17 protein-coding genes and 1 pseudogene are annotated in these 19,506 nt (G+C 73.1%); 8 read left to right on the forward strand and 10 right to left on the reverse strand.

Annotated features, from left to right (window positions below; translation table 11 throughout):
- Positions 1-86: 86 nt before the first annotated feature.
- The gene (locus ABT296_RS36740) at positions 87-887 is read right to left on the reverse strand and encodes a VOC family protein (RefSeq protein ID WP_351934182.1); all 801 of its coding nucleotides are present in this window, start codon (positions 885-887) and stop codon (positions 87-89) included.
- A 201-nt stretch (positions 888-1,088) separates the two neighbouring features.
- Positions 1,089-1,880, reverse strand: coding sequence for an RNA polymerase sigma factor SigF (locus ABT296_RS36745; RefSeq protein WP_351934184.1), 792 nt, complete (start codon positions 1,878-1,880; stop codon positions 1,089-1,091).
- Between the two features lie 427 nt (positions 1,881-2,307).
- On the opposite strand from ABT296_RS36745, the gene ABT296_RS36750 reads away from it, so the two are divergent.
- Complete coding sequence (locus tag ABT296_RS36750) at positions 2,308-2,823, forward strand: hypothetical protein (RefSeq protein WP_351934186.1); 516 nt, start codon at positions 2,308-2,310, stop codon at positions 2,821-2,823.
- Between the two features lie 10 nt (positions 2,824-2,833).
- On the opposite strand, the gene hemC is transcribed toward ABT296_RS36750, so the two are convergent.
- The 3 genes from hemC to ABT296_RS36765 form a co-directional block, all read right to left on the reverse strand.
- Complete coding sequence (hemC, locus tag ABT296_RS36755; protein WP_351934188.1) at positions 2,834-3,769, reverse strand: hydroxymethylbilane synthase; 936 nt, start codon at positions 3,767-3,769, stop codon at positions 2,834-2,836.
- A gap of 244 nt (positions 3,770-4,013) precedes the next feature.
- Entirely contained in the window at positions 4,014-4,769 is a 756-nt protein-coding gene (locus tag ABT296_RS36760; RefSeq protein ID WP_502977417.1) for an NPP1 family protein, read from the reverse strand.
- A 195-nt stretch (positions 4,770-4,964) separates the two neighbouring features.
- The gene (locus ABT296_RS36765; protein WP_351934192.1) at positions 4,965-5,945 is read right to left on the reverse strand and encodes an ATP-dependent DNA ligase; all 981 of its coding nucleotides are present in this window, start codon (positions 5,943-5,945) and stop codon (positions 4,965-4,967) included.
- A 620-nt stretch (positions 5,946-6,565) separates the two neighbouring features.
- On the opposite strand from ABT296_RS36765, the gene ABT296_RS36770 reads away from it, so the two are divergent.
- Positions 6,566-7,072 carry a MarR family winged helix-turn-helix transcriptional regulator gene (locus ABT296_RS36770; protein WP_351934194.1) on the forward strand — a complete coding sequence of 169 codons (507 nt, stop codon included), beginning with the start codon at positions 6,566-6,568 and terminating at the stop codon, positions 7,070-7,072.
- 75 nt (positions 7,073-7,147) lie between these two features.
- A complete protein-coding gene (locus ABT296_RS36775; RefSeq protein WP_351934195.1) occupies positions 7,148-7,615 on the forward strand; it encodes a peroxiredoxin in 468 nt (155 codons plus the stop codon).
- A gap of 57 nt (positions 7,616-7,672) precedes the next feature.
- Here ABT296_RS36775 and ABT296_RS36780 read toward each other — a convergent pair.
- Positions 7,673-8,114, reverse strand: a pseudogene (locus ABT296_RS36780) (cupin domain-containing protein).
- Between the two features lie 266 nt (positions 8,115-8,380).
- Here ABT296_RS36780 and ABT296_RS36785 point away from each other — a divergent pair.
- Positions 8,381-9,355, forward strand: a complete 975-nt coding sequence (locus ABT296_RS36785) for a TauD/TfdA dioxygenase family protein (RefSeq protein ID WP_351934197.1) — start codon at positions 8,381-8,383, stop codon at positions 9,353-9,355.
- A 22-nt stretch (positions 9,356-9,377) separates the two neighbouring features.
- Here the strand turns inward: ABT296_RS36785 and ABT296_RS36790 are convergent, their stop codons facing one another.
- Together ABT296_RS36790 and ABT296_RS36795 are read right to left on the reverse strand one after the other, a co-directional pair.
- Positions 9,378-9,896, reverse strand: a complete 519-nt coding sequence (locus ABT296_RS36790; protein ID WP_351934199.1) for a hypothetical protein — start codon at positions 9,894-9,896, stop codon at positions 9,378-9,380.
- Positions 9,897-9,979: 83 nt separating this feature from the next.
- Positions 9,980-10,807 (reverse strand): YhjD/YihY/BrkB family envelope integrity protein, encoded by an 828-nt coding sequence (locus tag ABT296_RS36795; protein WP_351934201.1) that lies wholly within the window; start codon positions 10,805-10,807, stop codon positions 9,980-9,982.
- 189 nt (positions 10,808-10,996) lie between these two features.
- Between ABT296_RS36795 and ABT296_RS36800 the strand changes: the two genes are divergently transcribed.
- From ABT296_RS36800 to ABT296_RS36810, 3 genes are all read left to right on the forward strand, one after another.
- Positions 10,997-12,898 (forward strand): alkyl/aryl-sulfatase, encoded by a 1,902-nt coding sequence (locus ABT296_RS36800; RefSeq protein ID WP_351934203.1) that lies wholly within the window; start codon positions 10,997-10,999, stop codon positions 12,896-12,898.
- A gap of 125 nt (positions 12,899-13,023) precedes the next feature.
- Positions 13,024-13,455 carry a DUF7144 family membrane protein gene (locus ABT296_RS36805; protein ID WP_351934205.1) on the forward strand — a complete coding sequence of 144 codons (432 nt, stop codon included), beginning with the start codon at positions 13,024-13,026 and terminating at the stop codon, positions 13,453-13,455.
- 48 nt (positions 13,456-13,503) lie between these two features.
- Positions 13,504-15,333 carry a glycoside hydrolase family 15 protein gene (locus ABT296_RS36810; protein WP_351934213.1) on the forward strand — a complete coding sequence of 610 codons (1,830 nt, stop codon included), beginning with the start codon at positions 13,504-13,506 and terminating at the stop codon, positions 15,331-15,333.
- A 13-nt stretch (positions 15,334-15,346) separates the two neighbouring features.
- Here ABT296_RS36810 and ABT296_RS36815 read toward each other — a convergent pair whose 3' ends face one another.
- Together ABT296_RS36815 and ABT296_RS36820 are read right to left on the reverse strand one after the other, a co-directional pair.
- Positions 15,347-16,858 (reverse strand): metallophosphoesterase family protein, encoded by a 1,512-nt coding sequence (locus ABT296_RS36815; RefSeq protein WP_351934207.1) that lies wholly within the window; start codon positions 16,856-16,858, stop codon positions 15,347-15,349.
- A 94-nt stretch (positions 16,859-16,952) separates the two neighbouring features.
- Positions 16,953-17,792, reverse strand: coding sequence for an MHYT domain-containing protein (locus ABT296_RS36820; RefSeq protein WP_351934209.1), 840 nt, complete (start codon positions 17,790-17,792; stop codon positions 16,953-16,955).
- Positions 17,793-17,988: 196 nt separating this feature from the next.
- Between ABT296_RS36820 and argG the strand changes: the two genes are divergently transcribed.
- Positions 17,989-19,428, forward strand: a complete 1,440-nt coding sequence (gene argG / locus ABT296_RS36825; RefSeq protein WP_351934211.1) for an argininosuccinate synthase — start codon at positions 17,989-17,991, stop codon at positions 19,426-19,428.
- Positions 19,429-19,506: the final 78 nt, after the last annotated feature.

Consider the following 19,506-nt stretch of genomic DNA (forward strand, 5'->3'; position numbering starts at 1 on the left):
CCCCACGTGTGCCCCCCCCACCCCCCCCCGTCGGCCCCGCCCCCAGCCCCCGGCCCCCCGTCCAGGCAGGTGACTTACGGCGGACGCTAGGGCTCGCGGCGTGAGGTGACCGTGAACTGGGCGCCGTCGGGGTCGCGCAGTATGGCCTCCTCGTCGGACTTCGACAGGACGCTGCCGCCGTGCTGCTCGGCGGTGCGGGCGCAGGCGGAGACGTCGGTGACGGCGAAGTGGACCTGCCAGTGCGGGCGGATGGCGGGGTCGGGGGCGGCACCGAGGGCGCCCGACTCGATCCGGGCCACCGCGTCGCCGCCGCTGCGCAGCACGACCTCACCGCCCTCGTAGTGCACCTCGCAGCAGCCGGGGCGGTCCGTCGCCCAGTCCAGGACCTCGCCGTAGAAGATCGCCGCGTCGAAGGCGTCGCGGGTGTGCAGGCGGATGAAGGCGGGGGTGGAGCTGCGCCAGGTCTCCCAGTCGGTGACCAGCTCGCCCTCCCAGATGCCGAAGGTCGCGCCGTCGCGGTCGGCGAGCAGGGCCGCGCGTCCGGGCGGGAAGGAGATCGGGCCGACGGCCGCCGTGCCGCCGCGCTCCTGCACCCGCGCCACCGCCTGGTCCGCGCTCGGCACGGCGAAGTAGGGGGTCCAGGCGACCGCCATCTGCCACATGGACGCCACCGCGGCGATCCCGGCGACCGGGACCCCGTCGGCCAGGGCGATCCGGAAGCGGTCACCGAGCTTTCCGGTGCGCCAGCGCCAGCCGAGCACCGCGGTGTAGAACGCCTGGGTGGCCTCCAGGTCGCGGCTGGTCAGGCTCACCCAGCAGGGTGCTCCGAACACGGAATGGGTGGAGACGATGCTCCTGGTACGGGGGAGCTTCGTGTCGTGGTTCATGGCTGTCGCGTCCTGGTCTCGCCGGTCCGGCGGCCACCGGTGTCTCTTCCCAGTGTCCGGCCGGTACCCCTGAAGGCGCTTGCCGAGTACCCCGGCCGTCACGCCGAAACAATGATGATTCCAGGCACCGCGCGGGGGGATACCGCCGCACGAGTGACGCCTCCCGTTCGGCCGAACGGCCCAACGGGAGGCGTCGGCGGCTCAGTGGGCCCGCGGCTCCAGTTCCTCGCGCAGCTGGGCGAAGCAGCCGCTGAGCAGCCGCGAGACGTGCATCTGGGAGATGCCCAGCTGCTCGGCGATGCAGCTCTGGGTCATGCCGCGGAAGAACCGCAGGTAGAGGATGGTGCGCTCCCGCTCGGGGAGCCGTTCCAGGCAGGGGCGTACGGCCACCCGGTCGACGACGATGTCGTAGCCCGGGTCGGGACCGCCGAGGGAGTCGGCGAGGGCGTAGCCGTCGGTGCCGGGCAGCTCCGCGTCCAGGGACAGGGCGGAGAAGCAGTCCAGCGCCTCCATGCCGGTGCGGACCTCGGCCTCGCTGAGGTCGGTCAGCTCGGCGACCTCGGTGACGGTGGGGGCGCGGCCCGGGGTCGTCTGGGTCAGTTCCTTCGTCGCCTGCCGCACCCGGTTGCGCAGGTCCTGGACCCGCCGGGGCACATGCAGCGTCCACATGTGATCGCGGAAGTGCCGCTTGATCTCTCCGGTGACCGTGGGCACCGCGTACGCCTCGAAGGCGCAGCCGCGGTCCGGGTCGTAGTGGTCGACGGCCTTGACCAGGCCCAGTGCGGCGACCTGGTAGAGGTCCTCCAGCGCTTCGCCGCGGCCCCTGAAGCGGACCGCTATGCGCTCGGCCATGGGCAGCCACGCCTGGACCAGCGTGTCGCGCAGCGCCTTGCGCCGCGGCCCCTCGGGGAGCCGGGCGAGCCGTCGGAACGCAGCGGCGGTGTCGGGGGCGTCGTCGTGCGGGTGCTGCTTCGTTCTGCAGGTGGTGGCCATGAGGCGCACCTTCCTCAGCAGGGGGCGGCTGGGGCAGTCACCGTGAGAGGTGCGGCCTGCGAGAGAGCGGAGACCGTCCGTAGCCCATGAACCGGGTTCTCACGGACGTGCCTCCTGTCCGAAGCACTCCAACCCGGATTCCCGGCCACACCTCTTTCAAACAATTATCCCGATATCAGCCTAAATGATGCACATGGTGGAACCGGCCGGTCCCACGGGGTGAGGGCGCCTTGGCGATCACGCGGCCGACGTGATGTGCGGCACGCTCCGGCGGCCGCTCGCGGGGCCCGGCGGGGGATAGTCGCTGGGCAGCGCATGATCGGCGATCAAAGGGGGTGAATGCGCTGGCCACAGCGCATTCTGCTCATTTGACAGTGCGCTGAGCACACAGATAGGAAGCAGCTCTCTGAGGTCGAAGAGGTGCAGTGTGTGCGAGCCGAACGTGGTCGGTGACTGGCAGGAGTACGACGAGCATGCCGGTCTGCGTGTCCGCGTCCACCGTCTGGAACAGGCCGAGCCCCCGCGCGGGCGGGACGACGCGGCCGAGGGCCTGGAGTACTTCACGGTCCGGGTGACGGTCGAGAACCGCGGTGAGCGGCACTACGGCATCCACCTGGAGGACGGCCAGATCGACGTGCGGATCGGGCCGGACGGGGAGAGCGCCTTCCTGGACTGGCGCAACACGCAGTTCATCGAGGGCTTCGACGTCTATCCGCTGCGCCGGGCCACCGCCGTGCTGTTCGCGGCCGGCCCGGAGGCGAGCCTGGACCGGATCGACGTGCAGATCCAGCTGCGGGTCGACGAGGAGTGGACCGACCGACGGCTGTGGGCGGGCGGCATCGGACTGCACGAGGGCCCGCCGCCGGCCGGGGCCGGGCGGGAGTGCCTGGCCCACCAGGTGAGCAACTTCCTGCGCGACCAGGCCGAGGAGGGCACCGCCTGACCCGGCGAGGTCAGTGCGGGATGCCGTCGATGATCTCGCGGGCGCCCTGACGCAGCAGCGCCACGGCGACCGAGGTGCCGAGCGTGGCCGGATCCAGTCGGCCCGCCCACTCGTGGGTGTTGAGCCGGGTCTTGCCGTCCGGGGTGAAGACGCACGCCCGCAGCGACAGCTCCCCGCTGTGGTCCACCCGCGCGTACCCGGCGATCGGGCTGTTGCAGTGCCCCTGGAGGACGTGCAGGAACATCCGTTCCGCGGTCGCCTCCCGGTGGGTGTCCGGGTCGCCGAGCGCGCTGACCGCGTCGATCAGCTCGCTGTCGCCCTCCCGGCACTGCAGGGCGAGGATGCCCGCGCCGATGGGCGGCATCATCGCCTCGGGGGAGAGGATCTCGGTGATCACGTCCTGGCGGTCGATCCGCTCCAGGCCGGACACCGCGAGCAGCAGCGCGTCCGCCTCCCCGGCCGCCAGCTTCGCCAGCCGCCGGTTGGCGTTGCCGCGGAACGGCACGCACTGAAGGTGCGGGTGGGTGGCGGCGAGCTGGGCGACCCGGCGCACCGAGGAGGTGCCGATCCGGGTGCCGTCGGGCAGTTCGTCGAGGGTGAGGCCGCCCGGGTGCACCAGGGCGTCGCGGATGTCGTCCCGCTTGAGGAACGCGGCGAAGACGGTGCCCGCGGGCAGCGGCCGGTCGGCGGGCACGTCCTTGACGCAGTGCACGGCGAGATCGGCCTCGCCCGCCAGCAGAGCGGCGTCCACCTCCTTGGTGAACGCCCCCTTCCCCTCGACCTGCGACAGGTCGCCCAGCCACTTGTCGCCGGTCGTCCGCACCGGCACGACCTCGGTGCGCACCGCCGGGTACAGGGCCGTCAACTCGGCTCGGACACGCTCCACTTGGGCGAGCGCCATCGGCGAGTCGCGGGAGACGATACGGATCAGCTCGGGCACGGACATGCCGACACGATAGACCTTCGGATCACCCCCTTCGTGCCGTACCGCTCGATTCGCGTCGGCCGGGAGCGGGGCGGGCCGCCGGTATCCGCCAGGGGGACGGCAGGGGCTGGCTCGGCTCGATCGCCCGCCACGCCGCGGACCTGCCCGGTCGGCCGGTCGCGCCATCCCGGCGACGGTCCCGAGCCCCGGGGCCGAGGGTCTGTCGCCGCCGGGCGGACCGGAAGGCGACGACAGACCCGGGGGATCACGCGTACGGGTCGAAGGTGATGCCCGACGGCTTGGCGGAGGAGAGATGGTTGCCGAAACTGGCGTCCTTGAGACCGAAGTGGGCGCTGCCGAAGTCGTAGGAGGCCAACTTGTCCCGCACGCCCGCCGGGTAGCCGTTCCAGCCGACCAGCGGCGGGTACTGCCAGGTGCCCTTGTGGTTCTCCGGCGGCTCGTCGTTCGAGTTCGCGAGCCGGAAGCAGTGGGTGCTGATGCCGTCCTTGTGGTAGACGACCTTCGCGTGGGTGCCGTCGAAGCGGACGGAGGACGCCCCCGTCACCGTGAACGAGCCGTGGTTGGAGGTGGAGACGTACTTGACGGCGCCGCTCTGCACCCAGATCACGACGTGCTCCCAGTCGTGCCGGTGACCGCCGATGCTGCTGCCCGACAGGGCCTGGTCCTTCTCGAAGTACAGGCCGTAGAGGTAGGCGCACCAGCCGTTGTTGCACTTGTAGCGCGAGTAGCTGTTGGTGTTGTCGAGGTCCGAGGCGTCACGGCAGCTGCCGTTGAGCGCGCCGGTCGGCTTGAGCCCGCCGTTGACGGTCCCGTCGGGGCCGATCGCGGGCGTGGAGTAGCAGCCGTCCGTGTCGTAGTCGAAGGCCGGCTGGTAGGTGAACTCGGCGGACTCGGCACTGGCGGGCAGGGCCTGCGGCGGGGCCGCGAGGGCGACGGAGGGGAAGGCGACGACGAGCGCGGCGGCACCGGCGAGCCCGGTGAGCCATCTCCTGCGGTGCATCTTCGACGACGGTGACGACACTGCGTCCTCCTCATGTGCGGGCGCAGCCCAACGGCTGTGGGGGAAAGGGAGGTTCAGCTTCCCTGACTTTTCATGTCCGCGCCAAGAGGGTGCGGGCGTCCCTCCGGTTACGGCTGTCCCAACAGTGGGATCTTGTCGGGATTTCGCGGGCCGACCACCGACCGGGAAGGCGAATCAGCCGATGTCGTACGGGAGTTGGGCCGCCGACTCCTCCGGGGTCAGATCAGGGCGCAGCCGCAGCCAGGACGCCTGGCGCAGCAGTCCGGCCCGGGTGCGGGTGCTGTACCGCACCTCGCCGACGATCCGCGGCACGACCCAGCGCGCGCCCGGCACCGCGGGGACCGGATCGAAGGGGCACACGTCGGCCGCGGCGACGCCCAGCAGCCCGCCGAGCTGCTCCTGCTCCCGCGCGCTCCACCCGCTGCCCACCCCGCCGACGTACCGCAGCCGGCCCCCGGACCGCTGGCCCAGCAGCAGGGCGCCCGGCAGTCCGGTGATCCGCCCCTTGCCGGGCAGCCACCCGCCCACGATCACGTCCTCGGTGCGCAGGTTGCGGATCTTGATCCACGACCGGGAGCGCACCCCCGGCTCGTACACCGAGTCCAGCCGCTTGCAGACCAGCCCCTCCAGGCCTTGCTCGCGCGTGGCCCGCAGCGCCCGCTCGCCGCGACCGACGAGGGCCGCCGGTGTCGACCAGTACGGCCCGTCGAGGCCGAGGCCCTCCAGCCGCTCGCGGCGCCGCACGTAGGAGAGCGGGACCAGGGACTCGCCGGCGAGGTGCAGCGCGTCGAACAGCACCAGGTGCACCGGCGCCCGCGCGGCCAGCCGTGCCGCCCGCTCCGGGGCGTGGGCCAGGCCCATCCGGGACTGGAGCGCCTGGAAGTCGGCACGTCCTCGCGCGTCGAGGGCCAGGACCTCCCCGTCCAGGACCGCGGGCGTGCCGACCAGCGCGTCGCCGAGGGCGCGCAGTTCGGGGTAGGCGGCGGTGACCTCCTCGCCGGACCTGGCCCGCAGGACAAGACCGCCGTCCCCGGCGGCGTAGGCCACCACCCGCTGCCCGTCCTGCTTGGTCTCGTACGCCCAGCGGGCGTCCTGGCCGGTGGGCGGGAGGGTGCCCGCTGTCGCGAGCATCGGGAGGATCAGCGGCAGGCTCACGGGTCAGATGTCGACACGCCGGGCCTCCGGCACGCCCCCTGGCTTCGGGTTTCGCCTGAACGGCCGCCGGGCCGCCGGGCCGCCGGGCCGCCGGGCCGCCGGGCCGCCGGGCCGCCGGGCCGCGGGGGCTGCGCCCGTGGGCTCGCGTCCCCTGGAGCAGCTGTCATGAGGGGGCCGGCCGGCGTGGACGGAGCGGTCCCCGTACGGGCGGGGGAGGCGCGGCTGTCCTGGCAGGGCAGGCCGGCGCGACCCGGGAGCTGGTCCTGACGGCGGCGGAGCGGCTCCGCGTCGGCGTGTGACGTCCGTGGAGGTGCTGGGCCCCTGGCTGCCCGATCCGCCCGAGGGCGTCCGGGCGGAGCGCGCGGCGGCATGGCCCGCCATCCGATCGTCCGCCCAGTCGGAGCGCGCCTTCGCCGAGCGCGCCGCCACCCCGCGCGCCGACCGGGCCGACGCCGCCAGGGGCCTGGTCGACGCCCTCGTCGGCGTGTGGCGGGCCCCGGTCGGTCGGGCCAACGGGCCTGAGCGGGCCCGCCTCGTCCGTGACGGGGGCGTCCGTGACGGGCGGGTCCGTGCCGGGGGTGAACTGATTGCGTTAGGCAACGAGATGGTAAAGTCGAGGCATGTCCATTCCGTCCCCCGACGCCCCGGCCTCCCCCGAAGTGGCCGAGATCGAGCGCGCGCTGACCCGGATCACCTACCTGAGCACGCGTGCCCGTCAGCACGAGCGCCTGATGGCCGCCGCCGGCGTCCCGCTGGACCGTGCCGCCGTCGCGCTGCTGCGGCAGGTCGCCGAGTCCGAGCCGCTGCGCCCGGGGGAGCTGGCCCACCGCCTCGGGGTGGAGGCGTCGCACGTCACCCGCACCGTCCAGCAGCTGGAGCGGTCCGGACACCTCTCCCGGGTCCCCGACCCCGCCGACCGCCGCGCCCAGCGCATCGAACTCACCGAGTCCGGCCGGCGCGCCGTCGCCGACGTACGCGCGGCCGGCGTCCGGGGCATGCAACTGGCCCTGGCCGGCTGGGAACCGGAGGAGCTGGGGCAGCTCGCCACGCTCTTCCACCGGATGGTCGACGACTTCCTCCTCTACGCCGCCGAGGAGGAGCCCGAGCACCGGCCCGCCCGGACCTGACCGGATCCCTCCGCTCTACCCTCCGGTAACATCCCGCGGCAGACGACGCACCGCCCGGACCACGGAAGGACAGAAGTGAGCGCACGAGTGGAGATCGGGGACACGGTCGAGGACTTCGGCCTCCCCGACGAGACCGGCACCACCCGCAAGCTGTCCGAACTGCTCGCCGAAGGGCCGGTGGTGGTCTTCTTCTACCCCGCCGCCCTCACCGCCGGCTGCACCGCGCAGGCCTGCCACTTCCGCGATCTGGCCGCCGAGTTCGCCGCCGAGGGCGCCCGGCCCGTCGGCATCAGCGGCGACACCGTGGAGCGCCAGCAGGAGTTCGCCGGACGGCACACGCTCGGCATGCCGCTGCTCTCCGACGTCGACGGCACCGTCCGGGAGCGGTTCGGCGTCAAGCGCGGACTGTCGCTGGCCCCGACCAAGCGGACCACCTTCGTCATCGGGCAGGACCGCAAGGTGCTGGAGGTCGTACGCAGCGAGCTGCGCATGAACGCCCACGCCGACCGCGCGCTCGCCGCGCTGCGCGCCCTCAAGGGCTGAGCCCCGGCCGGGCGCGGCCGGCGGACCCCGCCCCGCCGCGCCCGAGGTCCGGGCCGCTCACTCGAAGGCGCAGCCCGGGTTCGGCGCGTCCCGCGAGAACGGCGCTCCGTGCGGCAGCACGTACAGCACCTCCAGGACCACGGGCGTGTCACCGAGGTTGCGTCCTATGTGCACATGGCTGGGGCCGGCCGGTTCCTCGATCACGCTGCCCGTCGGATGGACGCCGTCGGAGGCGCAGGTGGAGTCGTGGTGGCTCAGCGCGCCCTGGCGCACCACCGCGTACAGGGGGCCGTCGTGGTAGTGCCAGCCGGTGGCCTGGCCGGCCGGGAGGGTGATCTCGCGCAGGATGTAGTCGGTCCCCCCGACCGTGGTCTGCGCGACGACCCTGCCGCTCACCCCCCGGTCCGGGCGGGGTCGCCAGCGCGGTGCCCGCGCCGCCCGCCAGGAAGGTGGCGGCGGCCGGCGCGGCGGTGACGGTGGAGCGGAGCGCGAATCGCATACGAGGGCCTCCCGGCCGAGAGCGGACAGCGTCGACCTTGCGCCGTGAACATAGGCCCGCCCAGCGCCCGTTCGGGCCGGAACCCGATGATCCGCACCACCGGCGACGCGACAGGGCCCCGTGCCAGGGGGAGTTCCACAAGCACCCCTGCAATCCGCCGAGTCGGGGCGCGGGCCGGGCGCCCTCGCCACAACCGCCGTTCCCTGAGACGATCTTGACGGGCCGGTGGAGCCGAGCCGGGGCCGAGGACCGACGACGGAGCGCACATGACGACGGACAGGGCCGGGGCACCGGGGACGGAACCGACCGCGGGGATCGAGGTCAGACCGGCGGCCGGGCACATCGGCGCGGAGATCACCGGCGTGGACCTGGCCGCCGACCTCGACGACACCGTGGTCGCCGCGATCAGGGCGGCCGTACTGCGCTGGAAGGTGGTGTTCTTCCGCGGGCAGCGCCTGGACCACGCGGGCCATGTCGCCTTCGCCCGCCGCTTCGGGGAACCCGTCGTGCTGCCGCGCCGGGGCAAGGCGTCACCGGACGGCTTCCCCGAGGTGGAGACCACGGCCGACCGCCTCGAACTCGGCGGCCGGTTCGGCATGGACCACGACGAGTGGCTGCGCCGGCGCCGGCACACCCTGCTGCGCGGCTGGCACTGCGACCACGGCGCCCGCGTCGACCCGCCCGCCGCGACGATCCTGCGCGCGGAGACGGTTCCGCCGTACGGCGGTGACACGACCTGGTCGAACCTGGCGGCGGCCCACGCCGGACTCTCCGCCCCGCTGCGGGAGTTCGTGGCCGGCCTGCGCGCCGAGCACCGCCTGGGCGTCGGCTACCAGGCCCGCCCCGGGGACGACGCGTACGTACGGCACCTGCTGGACCACCAGGTGGCGACGGTGCACCCACTGGTGCGCGTCCACCCGGAGACGGGCGAACGGATCCTGTACGTCAACGGCTATTACGTGGAGCGGATCACCGATCTCTCCCGTGCCGAGAGCCAGGCCCTGCTGGACCTCCTCCTGGACCAGGCGGTCCGCCCCGAGTACACGGTGCGCTTCCGCTGGGAACCGGGCAGCGTGGCCTTCTGGGACAACCGCGCGACGATCCACCTCGCCCCCTCCGACAACGCCCACCTCGACCACCCGCGGACCATGCACCGCGTGATGCTGGCCGGGGAGGTACCCGTCGGCGTGGACGGCGAGCCGTCGCGGCCCCTGACGGGCAGCGAGCCGGGCCGCTGGTGACGACGCACCCGGCCCGTCGGGCTCAGACGGCGCGCGCCGAGGTACTGCTGCGGCAGTACAGGTGACCGCCCGCCGAGCGGGCCCGGCGGGCCAGGCGGGACAGCGCCTCGACGGTGTCCAGGGTGACGGCGTAGTCCGGGTGGTCCACCTCGTCGCTCTCGTGCCACCGGGCCGCCACCAGGGGCACGGCGTCCTCCGGCAGGGCGGCCAGGACGTCCCGCCACCGGTCCGGGAGCCGCTGGAGGACCAGCCCGGTGTCCCAGGCCCCGTCGGCGGGCCCCGGCTCCCGCCCGAGGTCGCGGGGCGCGGGCCACACCAGCTCCGGCCCGTCCGGCTGAACGGCGGAGGGCGCGCCCTCCGCGTAGACCACCAGGACGGCCAGCGCGACGTCCGGGGCCGGGCCCGGCGTGCTCGGCCGGTCGGCGCCCGCCGGTGGGAGCAGGCCGCCGTACGGGCCGATGGCGGCGTCCACCGCCGTGGTGTGGTCGCTCGCCAGGAAGTAGCCGTGCAGCACGCCCATGGGGGTCTCCGTCGTCGCCATCGTCGTGTTCTGGGAGTAGAACACAGGAAGGGCCCCAAGGGCCGCCGGTGCGTCGAACCCCGGCCGGGCACGGACCCCGGGCGCTACTCCTCGGGACCGCGCGGCAGCCCGGGCCACTCCTCCGCCAGCACGGCGCCCACGATCACCGAGCAGGTGACGGCGACGCACACCACGATCAGCCACGACAGCACGGTCAGGACCAGGCCGAGCGAGCCGTACTCCGCCAGCGCCCGGTCGAGCGCGTTCGGCACGTACAGCCGGGCCGTCAGCGCCAGCACCGTGGAGCTGCCCGCCGCGAGCAGCGCGCCCGGCAGCAGCGGCAGCCAGGGGATCCGGCCGGCCAGCAGCAGATGCTGCGTCCACAGCCACACACCCGTGCTGACCAGGAACAGGACCACCGTGCCCAGCCACAGCCCGGCACCGAAGCCGCTGCGGATGGGGTCCTGGAGGATGACGACCCCCACCATGACCAGCAGCCACACCACCCAGCGCCAGGCGGCGATCCGGGTCCCCGCCCGCGGCAGCAGCCACGCACGCTCACAGACCCGGGCCATGACCCGGCTGAAACTCGTCGCCGACACCAGCGCCACCACCACACCGACGGCGCCGGTGGTCTCCCGCAGCTCCTCTTCGCCGGAGTGGTCCAGCACCTGCCGCAGCTCCGCGTCCGACCTGCCGCTCAGACCGAAGACGGCCCGCAGGGAGTCGCGCAGCTGGTCGCGCACGCTCGCCGGGGCGAACGCGGCGACCGCGAACAGCAGCGGCACCGCCGCCAGGAACGCCTGCGCGGCGAGCCGGGTCGCGGAGTCCAGCAGGTTCGCGCCCACTAGCCGGCTCGTCACCTCCGTCACCACGGGAAAACGCTCTTCGGTACGGGCGCGCAGGCGCTGGATCCGAGTCGTCCACGCCATGCCACCTCCCGCTCCGCCCGTAGAGGTCGAGTCTCCGCCACGCCCGGGGCGGCGGCGAGCCGGAGCGGGCACCGGGCGCCGTGCCCCGTACGGCCTCCACCGGTCGTGGCGCCCGCCGCCCCGGGTGAGGGTGACCACGGACCGCGCGGCACACGCGCGACCGCACTGGCGTCGGCGAAGGAGAGCGAGATGACACAGGACACCGGGGCCGGGCCCGCGGAGCCGGCGATCGCACGGGCCAACCAGGAGGTCCTGCGGCGGTTCCCCTTCGACGACGACCGCGACTTCGAGGACGCGCGCCACGGGTTCCTCGGGACCGCGGCCGAGCCCCTCGTCCGTGACGAGGAGGGCCGCACGGTCTGGGACCTCGACGCCTACGGCTTTCTGAAGGGGGAGTGCCCGGACACGGCCAACCCCAGCCTCTGGCGGCAGGGCGGACTCTGCGCCGACCACGGCCTGTTCGAGGTGACTCAGGGCGTCTACCAGGTACGCGGCTTCGACCTGTCGAACATGACCCTCGTCGAGGGCGAGCGCGGGGTCTTCGTCATCGACCCGCTGCTCTGCGCCGAGACCGCCGCCGCCGCGATCGCCCTGTACCGCGCCCACCGCGGTGGCCGTTCCGTCACGGGCGTGCTGTACACCCACAGCCACGTCGACCACTTCGGCGGCGTGCGCGGAGTGCTCAGCGACGAGGACATCGCGCGGGGCGTGCCGGTCCTCGCCCCGGAGGGCTTCCTGGAGCACGCCGTCAGCGAGAACGTCTACGCCGGTACGGCCATGGCCCGCCGGGCCGCCTACATGTACGGCGCCGCGTTGGCCAAGGGGGAGCGCGGGCAGATCGGCGCCGGCCTCGGACAGACCACCGCCACCGGCACGGTCGGCCTGATCCCGCCGAACGTGCACATCACGCGCACCGGCCAGACGGAGACGGTGGACGGCGTCCGCATGGTCTTCCAGCTCACCCCGGGCACCGAGGCGCCCGCCGAGCTGAACCTCCACCTCCCCGACCGGGCGGCGCTGTGCATGGCCGAGAACGCCACCCACAACCTGCACAATCTGCTCACCCTGCGAGGCGCCCAGGTCCGCGACCCGCGGGTGTGGGCCCGCTACCTCACCGAGGCGGTCGACCTGTTCGCCGACACCAGCGACGTCGCCTTCGCCTCCCACCACTGGCCCGTCCGGGGCCGCGACCGGATCATCGCCTTCCTCTCCGAGCAGCGCGATCTGTACGCCTACCTCCACGACCAGACCCTGCGCATGCTCAACCAGGGTCTGACCGCACTGGAGATCGCCGAGCGGATGGAGCTGCCCCCGGCCCTGGAACGGGCCTGGCACACCCACGGCTACTACGGCTCCGTCAGCCACAACACCAAGGCCGTCTACCAGCGTTACCTCGGCTGGTTCGACGGCAACCCGGCCCATCTGTGGGAGCACCCGCCGGCCGAGTCCGCCCGGCGGTACGTCGACTTCATGGGCGGCGCCGCCGAAGTGCTGCGCCGGGCCCGGCAGTCCTACGCCGAGGGGGACTTCCGCTGGGTCGCCCAGGTCGTCCACCACGTCGTCTTCGCCGACCCCGCCAACACCGAGGCCCGAGCCCTCCAGGCCGACGCCCTCGAACAGCTCGGCTACGGCAGCGAGAACGGCACCTGGCGCAACTTCTACCTCACCGGCGCCCACGAACTGCGCCACGGCCCGGTCGGCACCCCCACCGCCACCAACTCCCCGGATCTGCTGGCGGCGCTGACACTGGAGCAGCTCCTCGACGCCGCGGCCATCCGGATCGACGGCCCCGGCAGCTGGGACGCGGACATCACCGTGCGCTGGCGGGTGACGGACGGCGAGGTCATCACGGTGCGCCTGCGCAACGGCGTCCTCACCCACGTCACCGGCACCGGCCCGGCGGCGGCCGAACCGGACGTCGAGATCGCCCTCGGCGAGGCGGAGCTGCGCGGAGTCCTGCTCGGCGTCCTCGCCCCCGCCGACCTGGCGGCCCGGCACGGCGTCGAGGTCACCGGAGACCTCGGCAGGCTCGCCGAACTGCTCGGCCACCTCGACGAACCGGACCCCGACTTCGCCGTCGTCACCCCCTGAATCCCGGGACGGGCGCACCACCCGAACGGCCCAGTCCCTGTGGCCCGGCCCCGACCCGGCACGGATGGTCGAAACAGTCCGGCCGGTGGCGGCGGCCCCCGCCCCACCAGAAACGGAGCGTGAGGATGACCGCGCAGGCCCCTTCGGGCGGCTACCGATCCGCCCCGAGCGGCAACAGCCCCTGGGTCTCCGGCGGGACCACCTTCGCCGGGGTGCTGATGCTCCTCAACGGCGTCCTGGGCGTCTTCCAGGGCATCGCGGCGATCGCCGAGGACGACGTCTACGCCCGCGTCGACGACTACGTCTACAGAATCAATCTCACCGGCTGGGGCTGGATCCTGCTGATCGTCGGTCTGATCGCGCTGTTCACCGGCTGGGGCATCCTCTCCGGGGCGCAGTGGGCGCGCGCGGCCGGCATCGTCCTGGCGGCGCTGAGCATGGTGACCCAGTTCCTGTTCCTGCCGTACCAGCCGCTCTGGTCGATCGTCATGCTCGGGATCGCCGCGTTCGTGATCCGGGCCCTGGCCGTCTACCACCCCGAGCCACGGCGGCGCTGAACCCGCCCGGGCCGCGGGGCCCCGCCGGGCCCGGCACGGAAGGAACCGATCGCCATGCGGCGCTACCCGCCCATCGAGGACCACGGAATGGTCGGCGACCTCCAGACCGCGGCCCTCGTCTCCTCCGAAGGCGTCATCGACTGGTTCTGCGCGCCCCGCTTCGACTCGCCCAGCCTCTTCGCCGCCCTGCTCGACCACGACCGCGGCGGCCACTTCGCGATCACCGTGGACGGTCCGGACGTCACCACCCGCCAGCTGTACCTGGCGGACACCGCCGTCCTGATCACCCGCTTCCTCACCCCCGACGGGGTCGGCGAGGTCGTCGACTTCATGCCGGTGGACCGCCCGCGGACGGCGACCGACCGGCACCGCCTGGTCCGGGTGATGCGCGTGACCCGCGGCCGGGTCCGCTTCTCCCTGTCCTGTCGCCCCCGCTTCGACTACGCCCGCGCCCCGCACCGGCTCACCCTCCACGAGGGCGCCGCGCACTTCGCCGGCCCGGGTCTCGACCTCCACCTCCAGCCCGCGGGCCCGGTACGGCTGGAACGGGACGGCGACGACGTACGGGCCGTGGTGGAACTGCGGCACGGGGAGCGGGCGGCCACCCTGCTGACGGTCCGTGCGACCGGCGGGGACCGTCCGACGCAGCCGACGGCAGACTCCCTGCGCGCCGACTTCGAGGGGACCGTCGCCTTCTGGCACCACTGGATCCGCCGCAGCACCTACGCGGGCCGCTGGACGGAGACGGTCAACCGGTCCGCGATCACCCTGAAGCTGCTCACCTACGCGCCCACCGGCGCCCCCGTCGCCGCCGCCACGGCCGGCCTGCCCGAGCAGCTCGGCGGCGAACGCAACTGGGACTACCGCTACACCTGGGTGCGGGACGCGTCGCTGTCCCTCAACGCCCTGCTCGGCCTCGGCTTCGTCGAGGAGGCCCACGACTTCCGCCGCTGGATCGCCGCCCGGCTCATGGACCGCCGCACGGTGACGGGCGAGCCCCTGCAGATCATGTACCGGATCGACGGCGACCCCCACCTCGCCGAGGAGAGCCTCGACCACCTGGAGGGCTACCGGGGCTCGGCACCCGTCCGGATCGGCAACGGCGCCGCCGACCAGCTCCAGCTCGACATCTACGGCGAGGCCGTCCACGCCCTCACCCGCGTCGACGACCTCGCGCGGTACCTGCACTACGACGGCTGGCTGGGCCTGGCCGCCCTGCTCGACTGGCTCGTCGACCACTGGGACCGCCCCGACGAGGGCATCTGGGAGACCCGCGGGGGCCGCAAGGACTTCACCTACAGCCGGGTCATGTGCTGGACGGCCTTCGACCGGGGCATCCGCGTCGCCCGGGAGCTGGCCCGCCCGGCCGACCTGGACACCTGGACCCGCACCCGCGACACCATCCTCCGGCAGATCATGGAGCGCGGCTGGAGCGAACGGCGCCGGGCGTTCGTCCAGCACTACGACAGCGACGTCCTGGACGCCTCGCTGCTGCTCATGCCGGCGGTCGGCTTCATCATGCCGGGGGACCGGCGCTGGCAGTCCACGCTGGACGCCATCGACACCGACCTGGTCGCCGACAGCCTGGTCTACCGCTACGACCCCGACGCCTCACCGGACGGCCTGCGCGGCAGCGAGGGCACCTTCTCCCTGTGCAGCTTCCTCCACGTCGACGCCCTCGCCCGCGCCGGCCGCCTCCACCAGGCCCGCTACGCCTTCGACAAGATGCTCACCTACGCCAACCACGTCGGCCTCTTCGCGGAGGAGATCGGCCCCACCGGCCAGCAACTGGGCAACTTCCCCCAGGCGTTCACCCACCTCGCCCTCATCACCTCCGCCCTGGCACTGGACGAGGAGTTCGACCGGGCCGAACGCTGACCCGGCGCCCGGATCAGCCGGCCTCCGGCAGCGGGATCGTCACCTCGTCCTCCACCGGCGGGTCGGCCTCCTGGGCGCGGTTGCCGGTGGCCGCGTAGCAGCGCAGCCGGACCGACTCCGGGGAGACGTCCAGGCGCAGGAAGCACTTGAAGAACGGCGGGCTGTAGGTGGCCGAGCCCGGGGAGAACAGGGACGTGTAGATCTTGCGCACCGGCAGGCGGAGGCGGGCGGTGCGGTCGGGGCGGCGCCCGGCGCCCAGCAGGCTCGCCACCACACGGGTACGGCGGGTGATGCGGACCTCGGAGCGCTGCGCCCTGGTCAGCGGGATGCCCAGGCGCTCGGCGACCACCGCCGCCGCCTCGGCCTCGGTGAGCGTGAAGAAGCGGCGCAGCCGCGTCCGGCGGCCGTAGAGCGTGCTGTAGAAGGCCAGCGAGTCACCGCGCAGCGGGTAGCAGCGGAAGTCCCGCTCGGTCACGCCCGCCACGTCGACCCGGCCGATGGTGTGGGTGGCGTGCATGAAGGCACCGCCGCCGCCCGCGACCACGTACTGGATCGTCCGGTCGCCCACCCGCACCGGATAGCGCTGGTAGTTGTGGATGTCGCCGCCGATCGCCGCCACATAGCGGTGCGCCGGGTCGCGGACGATGTCGTCGACGGTGCCGCCGCCCTCGATCTCGCAGGGGTGGTGGGCGCCGTCCACGTACAGGGGCGAGCCGGTGATCAGGATCTTCGGGCGGGGGTCCCGGGAGACCTCGCGCAGCCAGGCGCCCTGTTCGGCGTCGAGGCGGCCGAGCAGCCCGGTGTCGATGCCGACGACGCGCACCGGGCCGGCGTCGACGGCCCAGTACGGGCCGGGCTGGAGTGCCGCCTGGGCCGGGTCGGAACGGTACTTCCGGGCCTCGTCCAGACGGAGTCCGTCGGTGTCGCGCGGCCGGTGCCAGAGCAGGCCGCGCAGCCAGGGCCCGGTCAGCGGGCGCGGCTTCGGCTCGGGCGCCAGGGGCGGGGCGTCGCCGCAGAAGACGCGCATGAAGGCGCCGAGGTCCTCGTACCAGTCGTGGTTGCCGGGTATCGCGTAGATCGGCGCCCGGTAGTCCCGGTAGGGGCGGAAGAACTTCGGGCCGTAGTCGTCCGCGCCGCCCACCGGATAGATGACGTCGCTGGCGAGCACCGCGAAGCTGGTGTCGGCGCCCGCCTTCAACAACCCGGGCACGACGGCGTACTGGGGTTCGTCGCCCTCGCCGGTGTCGCCGATGACGAGGAACGAGAAGCGGTCGGGGTCGTCCCTCCTGATCACCTTGTCCGCGGGCGCGCCCGCGGCGGCCCGCTGGGCCACCCACCGGCCCCGGGTGCGGCCGGTGGGGTCGCCGAACCAGGAGGCCAGCACTCCGTTGCGGGCCGCCCACAGCATCCGTGGGTCCAGCCAGGAGATCTTCTGGACCTCGGTGGGCATCAGCCGCCGGTAGGCACCGCGTTCCGCGGTGCCCCAGCCGGCTCCTTCGGGGGTGTCGCGTGAAGAGTCGGGCACCGGTGAACCGTAACAACGATCTACGAACACGCTTGCGGCGGACCGTTGTTGACGGCGCCCGCCAGGGGCCGTCGGGGGTCACCGCAGAGACGTTTCACCAACCGCCGGTGCGCCGGCCGCCGTTGTCCTGCGGCTCGAACGCGGCGGGGGCGGTCCGCGCCGCCTCGCGGGTGCCCGGGTCCGCCTTTGGGCCCTCGTCCTCGCCCATCACCAGCAGCGGGTCGAACATCACCACCACGCCCGCCAGCAGCAGGAACACGCACGGCCCCAGCAGCATCGGCAGCAGCAGGGAAGTGGGCGAGTCGCCGGACCAGGAGTCCATGACCGTGTCGTGCAGATGGACGTTCACGGCCGCCATGCCGGTGTAGTGCATCCCCGACACGGCCACCCCCATCACCAGGCTCGCCCCGAGGCTCGCCAGGAAGCCCCGCACCGACACCGCCGCCCACAGCGCCGCGCTCGCGGCCGCCACGGCGATCGCCAGCGAGACGCCGACGGTGGCGGGGTCGTAGCGGATGTCCCCGTTGAGCTCCATGGCTGCCATGCCGAGGTAGTGCATCGCCGCCACGCCGAGCCCGGTGGTCACTCCGGCTACGGTCAGCGAGGCGGCGCCGGCGCCCCGGTGGCCGACGATGAAGACGCCGACGCCGACGACGGCGATCGCCACGACCAGGCTCAGCACCGTCAGCGGGACGCTGTAGCGGATCCGGGTCTCCTCGACCTGGAAGCCGGTCATGGCGATGAAGTGCATGGTCCAGATGCCGCAGCCGATCGAGGTGGCGCCGAGCGCCAGCCAGCCGGTCCGCCAGGACTGCGGGTTGATCAGGGTCCGCACGATGCAGCGCAGCCCCAGGGCTCCGCCCAGGCAGGCCATCACATAGGCCGCCGCAGGGGTCACCGCTCCGTAGCGGAACCCGTCGATGGTGCCTTCCATGCGCCAACTACCCCCAGAGCGATGGCCCGTTGTCGTGCAAGGTTAAACGTGTGAGTGCCATGTAGATCAAGCCTTCACGCTACTGGTCACCTCCTCTTCGGAGCCGGTTCGTCCACTCCGCGGGCGGGATGGCCGCCGCCCGGTGCCGCCCGCACCCGGCGTTGCATGTTCATGCGTTGTCGTGCATACTTCTGTCATGTCCAAAGTGCTTACCTCCCTCCCCGTCGGCTCGCGCGTCGGGATCGCCTTCTCCGGTGGCCTCGACACCTCGGTGGCGGTCGCCTGGATGCGCGACAAGGGTGCCGTGCCCTGCACGTACACCGCCGACATCGGCCAGTACGACGAGCCCGACATCGCGTCGGTGCCCGGCCGCGCGAAGACCTACGGTGCCGAGATCGCGCGCCTGGTCGACTGCCGCGCCGCGCTGGTCGAGGAGGGTCTGGCCGCACTGACCTGCGGTGCGTTCCACATCCGCTCCGGCGGGCGGGCGTACTTCAACACCACCCCGCTGGGCCGGGCCGTCACCGGCACCCTGCTGGTGCGGGCGATGATGGAGGACGACGTCCAGATCTGGGGTGACGGCTCCACCTTCAAGGGCAACGACATCGAGCGGTTCTACCGCTACGGCCTGCTCGCCAACCCGAACCTGCGGATCTACAAGCCCTGGCTCGACGCGGACTTCGTGACCGAGCTCGGCGGCCGCAAGGAGATGTCGGAGTGGCTGGTCGCCCACGACCTGCCCTACCGGGACTCCACGGAGAAGGCGTACTCCACGGACGCCAACATCTGGGGCGCCACCCACGAGGCCAAGACCCTGGAGCACCTGGACACCAGCCTGGAGACCGTGCAGCCGATCATGGGCGTGCGGTTCTGGGACCCCGAGGTGGAGATCGCCACCGAGGACGTCACGATCGGCTTCGAGCAGGGCCGCCCGGTCACGATCAACGGCAAGGAGTTCGCCTCCGCCGTCGACCTGGTGATGGAGGCCAACGCCATCGGCGGCCGGCACGGCCTCGGCATGTCGGACCAGATCGAGAACCGGATCATCGAGGCCAAGAGCCGCGGCATCTACGAGGCGCCCGGCATGGCGCTGCTGCACGCCGCGTACGAGCGCCTGGTCAACGCGATCCACAACGAGGACACCCTCGCCCAGTACCACAACGAGGGCCGGCGCCTGGGCCGGCTGATGTACGAGGGCCGCTGGCTGGACCCGCAGGCGCTGATGATCCGCGAGTCGCTCCAGCGCTGGGTCGGCCAGGCCGTCACCGGCGAGGTCACGCTGCGGCTGCGGCGCGGCGAGGACTACTCGGTCCTCGACACCTCCGGCCCCACGTTCAGCTACCACCCGGACAAGCTCTCCATGGAGCGCACCGAGGACGCGGCGTTCGGTCCGGTGGACCGCATCGGCCAGCTCACCATGCGCAACCTCGACATCGCCGACTCCCGCACCAAGCTGGAGCTGTACGCCGGACTCGGCATGGTCGGCGGCCCGCAGACCGCGGCGGTCGAGGCCGGGGCCACCAGCCTCATCGGCGCCCTCACCGAGGGCGGCGCCGAGGCCATCGCCTCCGGCGGGGCGAGCCCCGACGGCGACGAGCTGCTCGACAGCGCCGCCATGGAGTTCGGCACGGACTGACGCCACGACGGCACGGCACGGACGGGGGCGGGGGGGCGGACGGCGGGTGGGGGCCCCGCCCCCCGGCCGGGGTCGCGG

Source organism: Streptomyces sp. NPDC000983 (assembly GCF_040299205.1).
Classification (GTDB): Bacteria; Actinomycetota; Actinomycetes; order Streptomycetales; family Streptomycetaceae; genus Streptomyces.

What these genes read in the sequence shown, in the direction of transcription:
- ABT296_RS36740 (WP_351934182.1), bottom strand. Translation starts at nt 887, where the DNA reads ATGAACCACGACACGAAGCTCCCCCGTACCAGGAGCATCGTCTCCACC.
- ABT296_RS36745 (WP_351934184.1), bottom strand. Translation starts at nt 1,880, where the DNA reads ATGGCCACCACCTGCAGAACGAAGCAGCACCCGCACGACGACGCCCCC.
- hemC (WP_351934188.1), bottom strand. Translation starts at nt 3,769, where the DNA reads ATGTCCGTGCCCGAGCTGATCCGTATCGTCTCCCGCGACTCGCCGATG.
- ABT296_RS36760 (WP_502977417.1), bottom strand. Translation starts at nt 4,769, where the DNA reads ATGCACCGCAGGAGATGGCTCACCGGGCTCGCCGGTGCCGCCGCGCTC.
- ABT296_RS36770 (WP_351934194.1), top strand. Translation starts at nt 6,566, where the DNA reads ATGTCCATTCCGTCCCCCGACGCCCCGGCCTCCCCCGAAGTGGCCGAG.
- ABT296_RS36785 (WP_351934197.1), top strand. Translation starts at nt 8,381, where the DNA reads ATGACGACGGACAGGGCCGGGGCACCGGGGACGGAACCGACCGCGGGG.
- ABT296_RS36790 (WP_351934199.1), bottom strand. Translation starts at nt 9,896, where the DNA reads ATGGCGACGACGGAGACCCCCATGGGCGTGCTGCACGGCTACTTCCTG.
- ABT296_RS36795 (WP_351934201.1), bottom strand. Translation starts at nt 10,807, where the DNA reads ATGGCGTGGACGACTCGGATCCAGCGCCTGCGCGCCCGTACCGAAGAG.
- ABT296_RS36800 (WP_351934203.1), top strand. Translation starts at nt 10,997, where the DNA reads ATGACACAGGACACCGGGGCCGGGCCCGCGGAGCCGGCGATCGCACGG.
- ABT296_RS36805 (WP_351934205.1), top strand. Translation starts at nt 13,024, where the DNA reads ATGACCGCGCAGGCCCCTTCGGGCGGCTACCGATCCGCCCCGAGCGGC.
- ABT296_RS36820 (WP_351934209.1), bottom strand. Translation starts at nt 17,792, where the DNA reads ATGGAAGGCACCATCGACGGGTTCCGCTACGGAGCGGTGACCCCTGCG.
- argG (WP_351934211.1), top strand. Translation starts at nt 17,989, where the DNA reads ATGTCCAAAGTGCTTACCTCCCTCCCCGTCGGCTCGCGCGTCGGGATC.